The sequence below is a fragment of the Pseudomonas sp. Eth.TT006 genome, assembly GCF_054456575.1.
Genome location: NZ_JBTJEN010000001.1, coordinates 648,301 through 663,027 on the forward strand (window position 1 = coordinate 648,301; position 14,727 = coordinate 663,027).

Genomic DNA, 14,727 nt, shown 5'->3' on the forward strand with positions numbered 1-14,727 from the left:
TCCTTGTAACAGGCGAATTTACCGGGCGGGTGGCAGGGCGATGACGCGGCCGATGTATGCCGGGGCGGGCAGGTCTTTTTGCTCGGCGACGATGGCTTGCAGGCGGCTCAGGGTGTCCGGGGTGAACGGTGCCGAGCGCGGGCCGGCGAGGTCGACATGCAGCAGCATCTGCTCGTTGCCGGCCAGTTCCTTGTCGTCGCCGGTCAGGTGCAGGCTGTGATAGAGGTGCAGGCGTTTGCTGTCGTGGCCGATGATCTGCGTGCGCACTTCGACCTCGGCGTCGAGCTTCACTTCGTGCAGGTAGTTGAGGTGCAGTTCCAGGGTGAACAGCGAATGGCCGCTGGCTTCGCGGTTGTTGCTGTCCATGCCGAGTCGGTCCATCAGCGCGTCGGTGGCGTAGCTGAAGATCAGCAGGTAGAAGGCATCGCGCAGGTGGCCGTTGTAGTCGACCCAGTCGGGGATGATTCTGGTTTGGTAGGTGGTGAGGGTGGGCATGATTGGGTTCCGGCAGTTGGCGGTTCGTTGAGATCAAGAGCTACCCCCTCACCCCAGCCCTCTCCCCAGCCCTCTCCCCAAGGGGAGAGGGGGAAAGGGAGCAGATCGGGGGCCTTTCAAAACTTGTGTTCGACTCGGTGGTGCAAGTCGGCGTAACTCGAAAAACACCTCGGTCAGTCCTCTCTCCTCCAGCAGGGAGAGGGGAAAGGGAGTAGATCGGGAGCCTTTCAAACTTGAGTTCGGCTCGATAGATCAGGTCGGTGCAGCTCGCATAAACACCGCGAACGGTCCCCTCTACCTCTGGGAGAGGGCTAGGGTGAGGGCCGCGATGTCATGCCGGATACATCACTCGCTGAAGCTCATCCCATGCTTTTCCTTGGTGGTTTTCACCGCCTCAAGCACCGCCAGCAAGCAATCATCACGATAGCGTTCCAGCGCCGAAATGCTGTGGCGGCCGAGCTGGTCGCTGGTGCCGTCAACCACATCATCAATCAGCTTGTCGGTCAGTTCCGGCGCTGGCAGGTAGGTCCACGGCAACTGCAACGCCGGGCCGAATTGCGACATGAAATGCCGCATCCCCGCATCGCCACCGGCCAGGGTGTAGGTCAGGAACGTGCCCATGAACGACCAGCGCAGACCGGCGCCGAAACGGATCGCATCGTCGATCTCGCCAGTGGTCGCCACGCCGTCGTTGACCAGATGCAGGGCCTCGCGCCACAGCGCTTCGAGCAAACGATCGGCGATAAAACCGGGCACTTCCTTGCGCACATGCAGCGGGCGCATGCCGAGGGATTCGTAGACTTTCATCGCCGCCTGCACGGCCTCGGGCGCGGTGTTCTTGCCGCCGACCACTTCCACCAGCGGCAACAGGTAAACCGGGTTGAACGGATGGCCGACCACGCAACGCTCAGGGTGGGTCGAGCTCTCGTAAAACTCGCTGGGTAGCAGGCCGGAAGTGCTGGAGCCGATCAGTGCATCGGGCTTGGCCGCCGCGCTGATTTTGCTATGCAGTTCGAGTTTCAGCTCCAGGCGTTCCGGGGCGCTTTCCTGGATGAAGTCGGCATCGCGCACGCATTCCTCGATGGTCGCGACAAAGCGCAGCCGATCCTGCGAAGCGCCGGGCGCCAGACCGTTTTTCCCCAGTGCGCCCCAGGCATTCGCCACGCGTTTGCGCAGCGCGGCTTCAGCGCCAGGCGCCGGGTCCCAGGCCACCACGTCGAGGCCGTGGGCGAGTGCCCGCGCGACCCAGCCGCTGCCGATGACACCGCTGCCGAGGGCGGCGAAGGTTTTGATTTCGGTGATAAAGCTCATGGTCACGTCCTAAAGAGTTCGCAGAACCCTGTAGGAGCTGCCGAAGGCTGCGATCTTTTGATCTTGCTTTAAAAAAATCAAAGTCAAAAGATCGCAGCCTTCGGCAGCTCCTACAGGTGAAATTGAGGGGCAGTCAGAGCCCATTTTTTGGTGATCGTTTAGCCGCGCTGGGTCAGGCCCATCTTTTTCCGGCCTTCAGCCGGGGTCAGCACGCGGGCGCCGAGGCGGCTGAGGATCTCGCTGGCGCGTTCGACCAGTTGGCCGTTGGTCGCCAGCACACCCTTGTCCAGCCACAGGTTGTCTTCCAGCCCGACCCGCACGTTGCCACCGAGCAGCACCGCTTGCGCGGCCATCGGCATCTGCATGCGGCCGATGCCGAAGCCGGCCCACACCGCGTCGGCGGGCAGGTTGTCGACCATGGCTTTCATGGTGGTGGTGTCGGCCGGCGCGCCCCACGGGATGCCCAGGCACAGCTGGAACAGCGGGTTGTCGAGCAGGCCTTCCTTGATCAACTGCTTGGCAAACCACAGGTGACCGGTGTCGAAAATTTCCAGCTCGGCCTTCACACCCAACTCGGTAATGCGCTTGGCGCCGGCGCGCAGTTGCGCCGGGGTCGAGACGTAAATGGTGTCGCCGTCGCCGAAGTTCAGGGTGCCGCAATCGAGGGTGCAGATTTCCGGCAGCAGCTCTTCAACGTGGGCCAGACGGGTCAGCGGTCCGACCAGATCGGTGTTCGGGCCAAATTCCATCGGGCTCTCGCCTGCACCGATTTCCAGATCACCGCCCATGCCGGCGGTGAGGTTGACGATGATGTCGACATCGGCCTCGCGGATGCGCTCCATCACTTCGCGGTACAGCGCCACGTCACGGCTGAACTTGCCGGTCTGCGGATCGCGCACATGGCAGTGGACGACGGTGGCGCCGGCCTTGGCCGCTTCAACGGCGGCGGCTGCGATCTGTTTCGGCGTGACCGGCACGTGCGGGCTCTTGGCGGTCGTGTCGCCAGCACCGGTGAGTGCGCAGGTGATGATGACGTCGTGGTTCATGGTGCGGTTTCCTTCAGGCGTGATGGGTCTGTTCGCAGCCCTTTTTCGAGCTGCGAGGCGTGATTCAATCCCCTCTCCCTCGGGGAGAGGGCATTTCAGTCGAGGGTTATTTACTGGTCAGTTGCAGGTTTTCTGCGGCCGGTTTGCCGTCAAATGTGGTCACACCGTCGAGCCAGCGCTGCTTGTCTTCGGGGTGATCCTTGAGCCATTGCTTGGCCGACTCGAAGGCGTCCTTGTGATCGAGCAGCGGTTGCATCATTCGGCTCTCGTCTTCGGCGGTGAACGTCAGGTTGCTCAGCAGGCGCCCGACGTTCGGGCACTGGTCGGCGTATTTCGGCGCGGTGACGGTCCACACCGTGGCCATGCCTTCGTTCGGGCCGAGGGCGTCGTCACTGCCGGTGAGGTAAGTCATTTGCACGTTGACGTTCATCGGGTGCGGCGCCCAGCCGAAGAACACCACGGCCTCCTTGCGGCGTACGGCGCGGTCGACCGCAGCGAGCATCCCGGCTTCGCTGGATTCCACCAGCTGGAATTTGCCGAGGCCGAACTGGTTCTTGGCGATCATTGCTTTGATCTGCGTGTTGGCCCCTGAACCCGGTTCGATGCCGTAGATCTTGCCGCCCAGTTCCTTCTCGAATTTGGCGATGTCGGCGAATGTCTTCAGGCCCTTGTCGGCCAGATAGGTCGGCACGGCGAGGGTGGCGCGGGCGTCCTTCAGGTTCGGCGCTGACAGAACCTTGACCTGATTGGCTTCGACGAACGGGGTGATGGTCTGGGTCATCAGCGGGTTCCAGTAGCCGAGGAACAGGTCCAGCCGCTGGTCGCGGATCCCGGCGAAGATGATTTGCTGGGACGCGCTGGTTTGTTTGGTGTTGTAGCCGAGGCCGTCGAGCAGGACCTGGGTCATGGCACTGGTGGCGATCACGTCGGTCCAGTTCACTACGCCCATGCGCACGTTCTGGCACGAGGCGGGTTCGGCCGCCATGACACTGGCGCTCAAGAAAGCGGTACCGCTGAGTGCAAGAACACAGCTGCTGATCAGTCGTTTCATGTCGGGTTCCTCGGCAGGATGTTTGTTGTGAGTTCCGGCATCTGTCGTGCCGGTGATGCCAAGTTACGCAGCTATGGCCCCATGAAAGCGCACTGCGGCGACTGGCTCTTGCACTGTAGCGACCTGTGCTCTTGAACGCTGGCGACAATCGGCGTATCAACGATCCACGCTCCCCTCCCTCTCGTTACCCGCGAATCGAGTGCGCACATGTCCCAGGATTTCTATTTCCTGCTGATGCCGGGGTTCTCCGCCATCGGCTTTATCTCTGCGATCGAACCGCTGCGGGTGGCCAACCGCTTTCGCGGCGAGTTGTACCGCTGGCATGTGCTCAGTGCCGATGGCGGGGCGGTGCTGGCGAGCAATGGCATGTCGGTCAACGCCGACGCGGCGCTGGAGCCGCTGAAGAAAGGCGCGACGCTGCTGGTGGTGGCGGGGTTCGAGCCGCTGAAATTCGCCACGCCAACCCTGGAACACTGGTTGCGACGCCTGGACAAAGAAGGCGTAACCCTTGGCGCCATCGACACCGGCAGCTTCGTGCTCGCCGAAGCCGGCCTGCTCGACGGCCATCGTCTGACCCTGCACTGGGAAGCCATCGATGCGTTCAAGGAATCTTATCCACAGCTCAGCGTGACCCAGGAGCTGTTCGAGATCGACCGTCGCCGCATCACTTCGGCCGGCGGCACCGCGTCTATCGACCTGATGCTCGATCTGATCGCCCAGGCCCACGGTCCGCAACTGGCAATCCAGGTCAGCGAGCAGTTCGTATTGGGGCGCATTCGTCCGCGCAAGGACCACCAGCGCATGGAGGTCGCCAAGCGTTACGGGATCAGCAACAAAAAACTGGTGCAGGTGATCGGCGAGATGGAGCAACACAGCGAACCGCCGCTGACCACGCTGCAACTGGCGGAATCGATCAAGGTGACGAGGCGGCAACTGGAGCGTTTGTTCCGGCTGCACCTGAACGATACGCCGAGCAATTTCTATCTGCGGTTAAGGCTGGAGAAGGCGCGGCAGTTGCTGCGCCAGACCGATATGAGCGTGCTGGAAGTCAGCATCGCCTGCGGCTTCGAATCACCGTCGTATTTCACCCGCAGCTACCGCGCGAAGTTCGCCCGCTGCCCGCGCGAAGACCGGCGTACCGCCCAGGCCTGATGGGGTTACGTAAAACCCAATGTGGGAGCGGGCTTGCTCGCGAATGCGGGGTGGCAGTCGAAACATGAGTTGACTGATCCACCGCATTCGCGAGCAAGCCCGCTCCCACCATTTGATCTTCTGGGTCTGGACGATCGGCTTACTTCTTCACCAGCGCCGAGCACGCCGCTTTATAAGCCTCATGCTGATACTTGTTCAGCGTTCCCGGCAGCTCGAAATTGTGCTTCTTGGCCTGCGCATTGATCGTCTGCGGCGACAACAGCATCACCTCACAACCCTCGAGCAACTGAAACATCCCCTCGATCTTGAACGTCGTCGGCCCACCGGCAAACTCGCCTTTCTTGCTGCGCTTCTTGATCGCAATCCGGTCAATCGAATGCTCGCGCACAAACGACGCCACCTGCGCCGCGAAGCGTTTGACGTTGGCTGCCTCGTCATCATCGTCGAGGGCGATTTTCTTGGTGTTGAGCGCCACATGGCTCAACGTCGCCCCGTCAAGGGAGGCCACGGCGATGATCGCTTCGCTGCCTTTGATTTCGATGCCGCAGATGTTCATGAGTGTCCCTTGATTGGCTATATGCGGTGCAGCTTACAGCGCTGACCCTCACTCCTGCCCAATCGACTCCAAAAACTCCGACCGTTCGTCACTCATCCGCGCCACGCAATCATTTTGCGCAATCTTGAATGCCTTGCTGCCTTCAGTGGCCGGGAACGCCTCTACGGCGCAGTCGGCATCCCGGGTCTTCAGCCATTGCTGCTGGGCGGTTTTGATTTTGGCGGTGATGTCGGCCAGTTGTGCCGCGTTTTTGCCGTAGGTGGCCTGCATGCGCTCGTTGAGGCTGGCGTAGTTGTCCTTGAGCAGGTCTTCGGCGGTGGTGCGGCTGTAGGTCGAGCATTCCAGGGTCTGGACGTCGTTTTCCACCGCGTCGCACGGGTTGTTGTCAGTCTCTTCGGCGGCGTGTACGCCGGTCGCAATCAGTGCCAGGGCGAGGACGATCGATTTCATGGTGGTCGCTGCTCTAATCCAGTGGTGTATCCAAGATGCGCCAGATTCTGGCTCAAGCCGGCGGGCTTGAACAGGTAGCTGATCGGCGCGCCTGGCGACCCTTTGTCGCGGATTGACGCTTTCGGCAATTCCCCTGTCGTTTTTGCACCCGGTCGCCCCGGCACCGAGGCATATGCTGGCCCCAAAGCGCCGGCAGACGATTCGGCGCATGAATCGCCAATAAGGGGACGCCTGATGAGCCCAGCCGAATTACACGCCGACAGCATCGTTATCGACGGTCTGATCATTGCCAAATGGAACCGCGAGCTGTTCGAAGACATGCGCAAGGGCGGTCTGACGGCGGCCAACTGCACCGTGTCGGTGTGGGAAGGCTTTCAGGCGACTGTGAACAATATTGCCGCCAGCCAGAAGCTGATCCGCGAAAACAGCGATCTGGTGATGCCGGTGCGCACCACCGCCGACATCCGTCGCGCCAAGGAGCAGGGCAAGACCGGCATCCTCTTCGGCTTCCAGAACGCCCATGCGTTCGAAGACCAGATCGGCTATGTCGAGGTGTTCAAGCAGCTCGGCGTCGGCATCGTGCAGATGTGCTACAACACGCAGAACCTGGTCGGCACCGGTTGCTACGAGCGTGACGGCGGCCTCTCGGGTTTCGGTCGCGAGATCGTTGCCGAGATGAACCGCGTCGGCGTCATGTGCGACCTGTCCCACGTCGGTTCCAAGACCTCGGAAGAAGTCATTCTCGAATCGAAAAAACCGGTCTGCTATTCCCACTGCCTGCCGTCGGGTCTGAAAGAACACCCGCGCAACAAGTCCGATGCGGAACTTAAGTTCATCGCCGACCACGGCGGTTTTGTCGGCGTGACCATGTTCGCGCCGTTCCTCGCCAAAGGCATCGACTCGACCATCGACGACTACGCCGAAGCCATCGAATACACCATGAACATCGTCGGCGAAGACGCCATCGGCATCGGCACCGACTTCACCCAGGGCCACGGCCAGGACTTCTTCGAATACCTGACTCACGACAAGGGCTACGCCCGGCGTCTGACCAGCTTCGGCAAGATCATCAACCCGCTGGGCATCCGCACCGTCGGCGAGTTCCCGAACCTGACCGAAACCCTGCTCAAACGCGGCCATTCCGAGCGCGTGGTGCGCAAGATCATGGGCGAGAACTGGGTCAACGTCCTCAAGGACGTCTGGGGCGAGTAACGCTGACTCAAGATCGCCGCCGATCTGCCCCCTCTCCTGTGGGAGAGGGCTGGGGTGAGGGCAGCGGTCACCACCGAATCCACTATTTTTTCTGGAGTTAAGTTTCCATGGCCAAGATCGCCCCGCAATTGCCAATCGAAGTCGACAGCGAAACCGGTGTCTGGACCTCCGACGCCCTGCCGATGCTGTATGTGCCGCGTCACTTCTTCGTCAACAACCACATGGGCATCGAGGAAGTGCTGGGCGCTGAAGCCTACGCCGAAATCCTCTACAAGGCCGGCTACAAGTCCGCCTGGCACTGGTGTGAAAAAGAAGCCGAATGCCACGGTCTGGAAGGTGTTGCGGTGTTCGAGCACTACATGAAGCGTCTGTCGCAACGCGGCTGGGGCCTGTTCAAGATCCAGGACATTGACCTCGACCAAGGCACCGCCAGCGTCAAGCTCGAGCACTCGGCATTCGTCTACGTCTACGGCAAGGTCGGGCGCAAGGTCGACTACATGTTCACTGGCTGGTTTGCCGGCGCGATGGACCAGATCCTCGCCGCTCGCGGCAGCCAGATCCGCACCGTGGCCGAGCAGGTCTACGGTGGTTCCGAAGAAGGCCACGACGACGGCCTGTTCATCGTCAAGCCGTTGTAAGTCGAGGAACCCGCCATGGCTTTCGAAGCAATGTTTCAGCCAATTCAAATTGGCAAACTGACCATCCGCAACCGCGTGCTCAGCACCGCGCACGCCGAGGTCTACGCGACTGACGGCGGCATGACCACCGAGCGCTACGTCAAATACTACGAAGAGAAAGCCAAGGGCGGTATCGGCCTGGCGATCTGCGGCGGTTCGTCCGTGGTGGCGATCGACAGCCCGCAGCAGTGGTGGAGCTCGGTCAACCTGTCCACCGACCGGATCATTCCGCACTTCCAGAATCTGGCCGACGCCATGCACAAGCACGGCGCCAAGATCATGATTCAGATTACCCACATGGGCCGGCGCTCGCGCTGGGATGGTTTCCACTGGCCGACCCTGATGTCGCCGTCGGGCATCCGTGAACCGGTGCACCGCGCTACCTGCAAAACCATCGAGCCGGAAGAAATCTGGCGGGTGATCGGCAATTACGCCCAGGCTGCGCGCCGCGCCAAGGCTGGTGGTCTCGACGGCGTTGAGCTGTCGGCAGTGCACCAGCACATGATCGACCAGTTCTGGAGTCCGCGCGTCAACAAGCGTACCGACGAATGGGGCGGCAGCTTTGAAGGCCGGATGAAGTTCGGTCTGGAAGTGTTGAAAGCGGTGCGCGCCGAGGTCGGTGACGATTTCTGCGTGGGCATGCGTATCTGCGGTGACGAGTTCCACCCGGACGGCCTGTCTCACGAAGACATGAAGCAGATCGCCAAGTATTACGACGACACCGGCATGCTCGACTTCATCGGCGTCGTGGGTTCGGGGTGCGACACCCACAACACCCTGGCCAACGTTATCCCCAACATGAGTTATCCACCGGAGCCGTTCCTGCACCTGGCCGCCGGGATCAAGGAAGTGGTCAAGGTGCCGGTGCTGCACGCGCAGAACATCAAGGACCCGAACCAGGCCACACGCATCCTCGAGGGCGGTTACGTCGACATGGTCGGCATGACCCGCGCGCACATCGCCGACCCGCACCTGATCGCCAAGATCAAGATGGGCCAGGTCGACCAGATCAAACAGTGCGTCGGCGCCAACTACTGCATCGACCGGCAGTACCAAGGCCTGGATGTGCTGTGCATCCAGAACGCCGCGACCTCCCGTGAATACATGGGCGTGCCACACATCATCGAGAAGTCCACCGGACCGAAGCGCAAAGTCGTGGTGGTCGGTGCCGGCCCGGCCGGGATGGAAGCGGCGCGCGTGGCCGCCGAACGAGGCCACGACGTGACCCTGTTCGAGAAAAAAGAATTCATCGGCGGGCAGATCACCACCGCCTCGAAAGCACCGCAACGTGACCAGATCGCCGGGATCACCCGCTGGTTCCAGCTGGAGCTGGCGCGCCTGAAAGTCGATCTGCGCCTCGGCACCGCGGCCGATGCCGAGACCATCCTCGACTTGCGTCCGGACGTGGTGGTGCTGGCGGTCGGTGGGCATCCGTACCTGGAGCAGAATGAACACTGGGGCGCCGCCGAAGGGCTGGTGGTCAGCAGTTGGGACGTGCTCGACGGCAAAGTGGCGCCGGGCAAGAACGTGCTGGTCTACGACACCATTTGCGAATTCACCGGGATGTCGGTGGCCGACTTCCTTGCCGACAAGGGCAGCCAGGTCGAGATCGTCACCGATGACATCAAACCGGGCGTGGCCATCGGTGGTACGTCGTTCCCGACCTACTACCGCAGCATGTACCCGAAAGAAGTGATCATGACCGGCGACATGATGCTGGAGAAGGTCTACCGCGAAGGCGACAAGCTGGTGGCGGTGCTGGAGAACGAATACACCGGCGCCAAAGAGGAGCGGGTGGTCGATCAGGTGGTGGTGGAAAACGGCGTGCGTCCGGATGAGGCGATCTACTACGCGCTCAAGGAAGGTTCGCGCAACAAGGGCCAGATCGACGTCGAAGCGTTGTTCGCGATCCAGCCGCAACCGTCGTTGAGCGAGGCGGGCGATGGCTACCTGCTGTTCCGCATCGGCGACTGCGTGGCGCAGCGTAATACCCACGCCGCGATCTATGACGCCCTGCGCCTCTGCAAGGATTTCTGACGGTTTTGCACACAACCCTGTAGGAGCTGCCGCAGGCTGCGATCTTTTGACTTTTGTTGTTAAAAGCAAGATCAAAAGATCGCAGCCTGCGGCAGCTCTTACACAGAGTCCGTGTTTCTCCAGGCTGTACTGGTGGGAGCTTCAGCATGTTGAACACCCTTCTTCCAATCCTGTTGTTCGCCGCCCTGGCCCTTGCGGTGCTGGGCGCGTTGCGGCGGGTGGCCATGTGGCGTCGCGGTCGGGCCGCGAAGGTCGATCTGCTCGGCGGCCTGTTCGCCATGCCCAAGCGTTACATGGTCGACCTGCACCACGTGGTGGCGCGGGACAAATACATCGCCAACACCCACGTCGCCACGGCGGGCGGAGCGGTGGCGTCGATTGTGCTGGCGATTCTGGTACACGGTTTCGGCCTGCATAACCGCATCCTCGGCTATGCGCTGTTGCTGATGACGGCGGTGATGTTCGTCGGTGCGATCTTCGTTTACCGGCGCCGCCTCAACCCGCCGGCCCGCCTGTCGAAAGGCCCGTGGATGCGCCTGCCGAAAAGCCTGCTGGCGTTCTCGGCCTCGTTCTTCCTGGTGACTCTTCCGGTAGCCGGGATCCTCCCGGAGAACTTCGGCGGCTGGCTGCTCGCGGCAATTCTCGCGGTCGGTGTGCTGTGGGGCGTGTCGGAACTGTTCTTCGGCATGACCTGGGGCGGGCCGATGAAACATGCCTTCGCCGGAGCCCTGCACCTGGCGTGGCACCGTCGCGCCGAGCGCTTTGGCGGCGGCCGTTCCACCGGTCTGAAGCCGCTTGATCTCAACGACCCAAGCGCGCCGCTGGGCGTGGAAAAACCCAAGGATTTCACCTGGAACCAGCTGCTCGGTTTTGACGCCTGCGTGCAGTGCGGCAAATGCGAAGCCGCTTGCCCGGCGTTCGCCGCCGGCCAGCCGCTGAACCCGAAGAAACTGATTCAGGACATGGTCGTCGGCCTCGCCGGCGGCACTGATGCCAAGTTTGCCGGCAGCCCGTATCCCGGCAAGCCTGTGGGCGAACACGGCGGTAATCCACACCAACCGATCGTCAACGGTCTGGTCGATGCCGAGACCCTGTGGTCGTGCACCACCTGCCGCGCCTGCGTCGAGGAATGCCCGATGATGATCGAGCACGTCGACGCCATCGTCGACATGCGCCGCCATCTCACGCTGGAAAAAGGCGCAACCCCGAACAAGGGCGCCGAAGTCCTCGAGAACCTGATCGCCACCGATAACCCTGGCGGTTTTGCACCAGGCGGGCGGATGAACTGGGCGGCGGATCTGAACCTCAGTCTGCTCAGCGAGAAGAAGTCCACCGACGTGCTGTTCTGGGTCGGCGATGGTGCCTTCGACATGCGCAACCAGCGCACCTTGCGCGCATTCGTCAAAGTGCTGAAAGCAGCGAAAATCGACTTCGCGGTGCTCGGCCTCGAAGAGCGCGACAGCGGTGACGTGGCCCGTCGTCTGGGCGACGAAGCGACCTTCCAGTTGTTGGCCAAACGCAACATCCAGACCCTGGCCAAATACACCTTCAACCGCATCGTCACCTGCGATCCGCACAGCTTCCACGTGCTGAAAAACGAGTACGGCGCCTTCGACGGCAACTACCTGGTGCAGCACCACAGCACCTACATGGCGGAAATCATTCAAGCCGGTGCGCTCAACCTCGGCCAGCACAAAGGCAACAGCGTGACCTATCACGACCCGTGCTACCTCGGCCGTTACAACGGCGAGTACGAGGCACCGCGTGAAGTGCTGCGTGCGCTCGGCATCGAGGTCAAGGAGATGCAACGTTCCGGCTTCCGCTCGCGCTGCTGTGGCGGCGGTGGCGGCGCACCGATCACCGACATTCCGGGCAAGCAGAGGATTCCCGACATGCGCATGGACGATATCCGCGAGACCGGCGCCGAGCTGGTGGCCGTGGGTTGTCCACAGTGCACGGCGATGCTCGAAGGCGTGGTCGAGCCGCGTCCGCTGATCAAGGACATTGCCGAACTGGTGGCCGATGCGCTGCTCGAAGACGCCGCGCCGAACAAACCTGCGGCCCCGGCCAAACGTGAACCTGCGGAGGCCCACTGATGAGCGACATTATCCGCCGCGACCCACGCGCCGAATGGATTGCCCGTAACCGCTTGCACCCGTTGCACGCGGCAATGCAACCGGCGCAGCACAGCTGGATGGGGCCTAACGGGATCATCCGCAAGAACCTGCACGGCATCGGATTCATCGGCCCCAACGGCATCAAACGCATTGACCGCAGCGGCGCGCAACAGGGCGGGGCGGTCAAGCGTTCGGCCACGGTTGAAGTGCAATTGCCGCTGCACCAGGTAGTGGCTCCGGCGTTCTACATCAGCGTGGTGCCAGACATGGTTGGCGGCCGCTTGAGTAGCCACGACCGCGACCTGCTGGGCCTGGCTCATCAACTGGCCGGCAACGAGGGTGCGGTGCTGGCGGTGGTTTTCGGCGAACACAAAGAAAACGCCTTCGCGACGGCCGGCGTTGATCGCTTGCTGGTCCTGGAAGGTGATGAGTTCAGCGGTTATGCACCGGAGCAACGGGTGCAAGGCCTGCGGGCTGTGGATAACCAGTTCAATCCGCGCCATTGGCTGCTGCCGGACAGCCGCAGCGGTGGTGGTGAACTCGGTCGGCGCTTTGCCGCTGCACTGGGTGAACGCCCGGCGACGCGGGTCTGGCAGGTCAAGGATCAGGAGTGCATCGGTCGCGCCGGTGCCGGGCTGCAAGACCTCGCGCGTCCGCTGGCGCGGCTGATTTTGGCTGCGGCCGAATGCGCTGAGCCGGTCAGCGAAACCCGTCACGAAGCGCTCCCGGTGGAGTTATCCACAACGGTGGCGCGCAGCCTGTCGCGGATCGAAGATCTCGGCGCGGTGGCGGTGGACCCGGCGGCGATTCCAATGGCCGAAGCCGAGTTCATTTTCTCCGGCGGCAACGGGGTCAAGGACTGGGCGCTGTTCCACGAGACGGCGGCGGCGCTCGGGGCCACCGAAGGCGCCTCGCGGGTGGCGGTGGACGACGGCTTCATGGCCCGCGATCGGCAGGTCGGGGCGTCCGGCACCTGGGTCACTGCGCGGGTTTATGTAGCGGTGGGGATCTCCGGGGCGATCCAGCACCTGCAGGGCATCGGTGCCTGCGACAAGGTGGTGGCGATCAACCTCGACCCCGGTTGCGACATGATCAAACGCGCCGACCTGTCGGTGATCGGCGAGAGCGCGGAGATTCTTCAAGCCTTGATCGCGGCGGTAGCGGCTTACCGCAACGACGCCAAGCGCGATGCGGCTTAAGGGAAGGACACAGTTATGAACACCAATGTCATCAGTCTGGTCTCCATCGGCGCCCACCCGACCTCGGGCCGGCCACGCCGCGCCGAGCAAGATGCGCGCGCCGTGGAGCTAGGCCTGCAACTGGCTGGGGATAACCTGCAAGTGCTGCATGCTGGCGATATCGCGGAACCGGCGTTGCGCGCCTATCTGGGCATGGGCCTGGAACAGTTGCAGGTGCTGGAGCAACCGGCTGGCGCCGACGCCTTGCCGGCATTGACCGCGTACCTGCGCGACGCCGGTGCGCAAGTGGTGCTCACCGGCAGCCAGGCGGAAACCGGCGAAGGTTCAGGCATGCTGCCGTTTCTGCTCGCTGAAGGGCTGGGCTGGCCGCTGGTGGTGGGGCTGGCGCAGGTCGAGTCGATCAGCGACGGTTCGGCGCTGGTGCTGCAAGCCTTGCCTCGCGGGCAGCGGCGCCGGTTGAAGGTGAAACTGCCGTTTCTGGCAACTGTGGATAACGCCGCGCCGAAACCTCGGCAGAGCGCCTACGGTCCAGCGCGGCGCGGCGTATTGAACGCCGAAGACGTGGAAGTACTGGACGACGAACTGCTGGCGGTCGCTACGCTGCAACCGGCCAAACCCCGGCCCAAGCGTCTGAAAGTGATCAAGGCCAAGAGCGGCGCCGACCGGATGAAGGCTGCAACGGCCAAGGCCAGCGGCGGCGGTGGGCAAGTGCTCAAAGGGGTGACCCCACAGGCCGGCGCCGAAGCCATTCTCAAGCTCCTTATCGAAGAAGGCGTCGTCCGCTGACAAATCCCTGTAGGAGCTGCGGCACGCTGCGATCTTTTGATCTTCAAAATCAAAAGATCGCAGCGTGCCGCAGCTCCTACAGGAACGTGTCGCTTCAAAGAGTTCCGTTTACCCACAATCCCTGTTGGCGGATCTGTGGATAACGTGTTTGCCCCTGCCTGTAGCCCACGCCAATCAACCCCTGCAGCGCCCTGATCAAAAAACAACCTGACTAAGTCGTGGTTTTTTATGGGTTTTTCTCCGGGATAACGCCGTAAGTTGCCCCCAATCTCTGTTGGCGCCTCTGTGGATAAGATGTTCGCTCTACGCTGCGAGACTTATAAAACGTGGCTTGTAGCGTTTTGATCAAGAAATGATCAAATGACCGTCATAGGCTTGCCAACCTCCCTCGGACGTCCCGATTTTCAACGGCTGCGGAGCTTTTCCACAGCACCGTCCAACTTGTCCCCGTTCTCTGTTGGCGTTTCTGTGGATAAGGTGTTTGCGGTCCTCTACAGATCAGGTAAGACGTGGCTTACAAAGCTTTGATCAAAAAACAATCAATTGTTTCTGGAAACCGGGATTCTCGAAATGTCACGATTTTTCATTACAAATCAGCAAGATATTTTCCAGTCATCCACACTTGTCCCCAATTGTTG

The 14,727-nt window shown here is 61.9% G+C and carries 13 protein-coding genes; 7 read left to right on the forward strand and 6 right to left on the reverse strand.

The genetic code is table 11. From position 1 onward, the window contains the following. Positions 1 to 18 precede the first annotated feature (18 nt). From ACXR0M_RS03030 to ACXR0M_RS03045, 4 genes are all read right to left on the reverse strand, one after another. The gene (locus ACXR0M_RS03030) at positions 19 to 495 is read right to left on the reverse strand and encodes a thioesterase family protein (protein ID WP_458829766.1); all 477 of its coding nucleotides are present in this window, start codon (positions 493 to 495) and stop codon (positions 19 to 21) included. Between the two features lie 345 nt (positions 496 to 840). Then, a complete protein-coding gene (locus ACXR0M_RS03035) occupies positions 841 to 1,806 on the reverse strand; it encodes an L-carnitine dehydrogenase (RefSeq protein WP_458829768.1) in 966 nt (321 codons plus the stop codon). A 158-nt stretch (positions 1,807 to 1,964) separates the two neighbouring features. Further along, on the reverse strand, positions 1,965 to 2,852 hold the full coding sequence (locus ACXR0M_RS03040) for a beta-keto acid cleavage family enzyme (protein WP_458829770.1): 888 nt from the start codon (positions 2,850 to 2,852) through the stop codon (positions 1,965 to 1,967). A 106-nt stretch (positions 2,853 to 2,958) separates the two neighbouring features. Beyond that, entirely contained in the window at positions 2,959 to 3,903 is a 945-nt protein-coding gene (locus ACXR0M_RS03045) for a choline ABC transporter substrate-binding protein (RefSeq protein ID WP_458829772.1), read from the reverse strand. 207 nt (positions 3,904 to 4,110) lie between these two features. Between ACXR0M_RS03045 and ACXR0M_RS03050 the strand changes: the two genes are divergently transcribed. Further along, positions 4,111 to 5,055, forward strand: a complete 945-nt coding sequence (locus ACXR0M_RS03050; RefSeq protein WP_458829774.1) for a GlxA family transcriptional regulator — start codon at positions 4,111 to 4,113, stop codon at positions 5,053 to 5,055. 139 nt (positions 5,056 to 5,194) lie between these two features. On the opposite strand, the gene ACXR0M_RS03055 is transcribed toward ACXR0M_RS03050, so the two are convergent. Both ACXR0M_RS03055 and ACXR0M_RS03060 read right to left on the reverse strand, forming a co-directional pair. Then, the gene (locus ACXR0M_RS03055) at positions 5,195 to 5,611 is read right to left on the reverse strand and encodes a DUF3010 family protein (protein WP_458829776.1); all 417 of its coding nucleotides are present in this window, start codon (positions 5,609 to 5,611) and stop codon (positions 5,195 to 5,197) included. 48 nt (positions 5,612 to 5,659) lie between these two features. Next, the gene (locus ACXR0M_RS03060) at positions 5,660 to 6,061 is read right to left on the reverse strand and encodes a lysozyme inhibitor LprI family protein (RefSeq protein ID WP_458829778.1); all 402 of its coding nucleotides are present in this window, start codon (positions 6,059 to 6,061) and stop codon (positions 5,660 to 5,662) included. Positions 6,062 to 6,295: 234 nt separating this feature from the next. Here ACXR0M_RS03060 and ACXR0M_RS03065 point away from each other — a divergent pair, with 234 nt between their 5' ends. The 6 genes from ACXR0M_RS03065 to etfB all read left to right on the forward strand — a co-directional run bounded on the left by ACXR0M_RS03065 (position 6,296) and on the right by etfB (position 14,089). After that, positions 6,296 to 7,273 carry a dipeptidase gene (locus tag ACXR0M_RS03065; protein WP_007962626.1) on the forward strand — a complete coding sequence of 326 codons (978 nt, stop codon included), beginning with the start codon at positions 6,296 to 6,298 and terminating at the stop codon, positions 7,271 to 7,273. 107 nt (positions 7,274 to 7,380) lie between these two features. Then, positions 7,381 to 7,911: a DUF5943 domain-containing protein gene (locus ACXR0M_RS03070; RefSeq protein WP_458829780.1), complete on the forward strand. Its 531-nt coding sequence runs from the start codon at positions 7,381 to 7,383 to the stop codon at positions 7,909 to 7,911. A gap of 15 nt (positions 7,912 to 7,926) precedes the next feature. Beyond that, complete coding sequence (gene dgcA, locus ACXR0M_RS03075) at positions 7,927 to 9,987, forward strand: dimethylglycine demethylation protein DgcA (RefSeq protein WP_458829782.1); 2,061 nt, start codon at positions 7,927 to 7,929, stop codon at positions 9,985 to 9,987. 146 nt (positions 9,988 to 10,133) lie between these two features. Next, positions 10,134 to 12,083: a dimethylglycine demethylation protein DgcB gene (gene dgcB / locus ACXR0M_RS03080; protein ID WP_458829784.1), complete on the forward strand. Its 1,950-nt coding sequence runs from the start codon at positions 10,134 to 10,136 to the stop codon at positions 12,081 to 12,083. After that, positions 12,083 to 13,303, forward strand: coding sequence for an electron transfer flavoprotein subunit alpha (gene etfA, locus ACXR0M_RS03085; RefSeq protein WP_458829786.1), 1,221 nt, complete (start codon positions 12,083 to 12,085; stop codon positions 13,301 to 13,303). The genes dgcB and etfA overlap by 1 nt, the downstream gene beginning before the upstream one ends. A gap of 15 nt (positions 13,304 to 13,318) precedes the next feature. Beyond that, positions 13,319 to 14,089 carry an electron transfer flavoprotein subunit beta gene (gene etfB, locus ACXR0M_RS03090; protein WP_458829788.1) on the forward strand — a complete coding sequence of 257 codons (771 nt, stop codon included), beginning with the start codon at positions 13,319 to 13,321 and terminating at the stop codon, positions 14,087 to 14,089. Positions 14,090 to 14,727: the final 638 nt, after the last annotated feature.

What these genes read in the sequence shown, in the direction of transcription:
- ACXR0M_RS03045 (WP_458829772.1), bottom strand. Translation starts at nt 3,903, where the DNA reads ATGAAACGACTGATCAGCAGCTGTGTTCTTGCACTCAGCGGTACCGCT.
- etfA (WP_458829786.1), top strand. Translation starts at nt 12,083, where the DNA reads ATGAGCGACATTATCCGCCGCGACCCACGCGCCGAATGGATTGCCCGT.
- etfB (WP_458829788.1), top strand. Translation starts at nt 13,319, where the DNA reads ATGAACACCAATGTCATCAGTCTGGTCTCCATCGGCGCCCACCCGACC.
- dgcB (WP_458829784.1), top strand. Translation starts at nt 10,134, where the DNA reads ATGTTGAACACCCTTCTTCCAATCCTGTTGTTCGCCGCCCTGGCCCTT.
- ACXR0M_RS03040 (WP_458829770.1), bottom strand. Translation starts at nt 2,852, where the DNA reads ATGAACCACGACGTCATCATCACCTGCGCACTCACCGGTGCTGGCGAC.
- ACXR0M_RS03030 (WP_458829766.1), bottom strand. Translation starts at nt 495, where the DNA reads ATGCCCACCCTCACCACCTACCAAACCAGAATCATCCCCGACTGGGTC.
- ACXR0M_RS03065 (WP_007962626.1), top strand. Translation starts at nt 6,296, where the DNA reads ATGAGCCCAGCCGAATTACACGCCGACAGCATCGTTATCGACGGTCTG.
- ACXR0M_RS03060 (WP_458829778.1), bottom strand. Translation starts at nt 6,061, where the DNA reads ATGAAATCGATCGTCCTCGCCCTGGCACTGATTGCGACCGGCGTACAC.
- ACXR0M_RS03070 (WP_458829780.1), top strand. Translation starts at nt 7,381, where the DNA reads ATGGCCAAGATCGCCCCGCAATTGCCAATCGAAGTCGACAGCGAAACC.
- ACXR0M_RS03050 (WP_458829774.1), top strand. Translation starts at nt 4,111, where the DNA reads ATGTCCCAGGATTTCTATTTCCTGCTGATGCCGGGGTTCTCCGCCATC.
- ACXR0M_RS03035 (WP_458829768.1), bottom strand. Translation starts at nt 1,806, where the DNA reads ATGAGCTTTATCACCGAAATCAAAACCTTCGCCGCCCTCGGCAGCGGT.
- ACXR0M_RS03055 (WP_458829776.1), bottom strand. Translation starts at nt 5,611, where the DNA reads ATGAACATCTGCGGCATCGAAATCAAAGGCAGCGAAGCGATCATCGCC.
- dgcA (WP_458829782.1), top strand. Translation starts at nt 7,927, where the DNA reads ATGGCTTTCGAAGCAATGTTTCAGCCAATTCAAATTGGCAAACTGACC.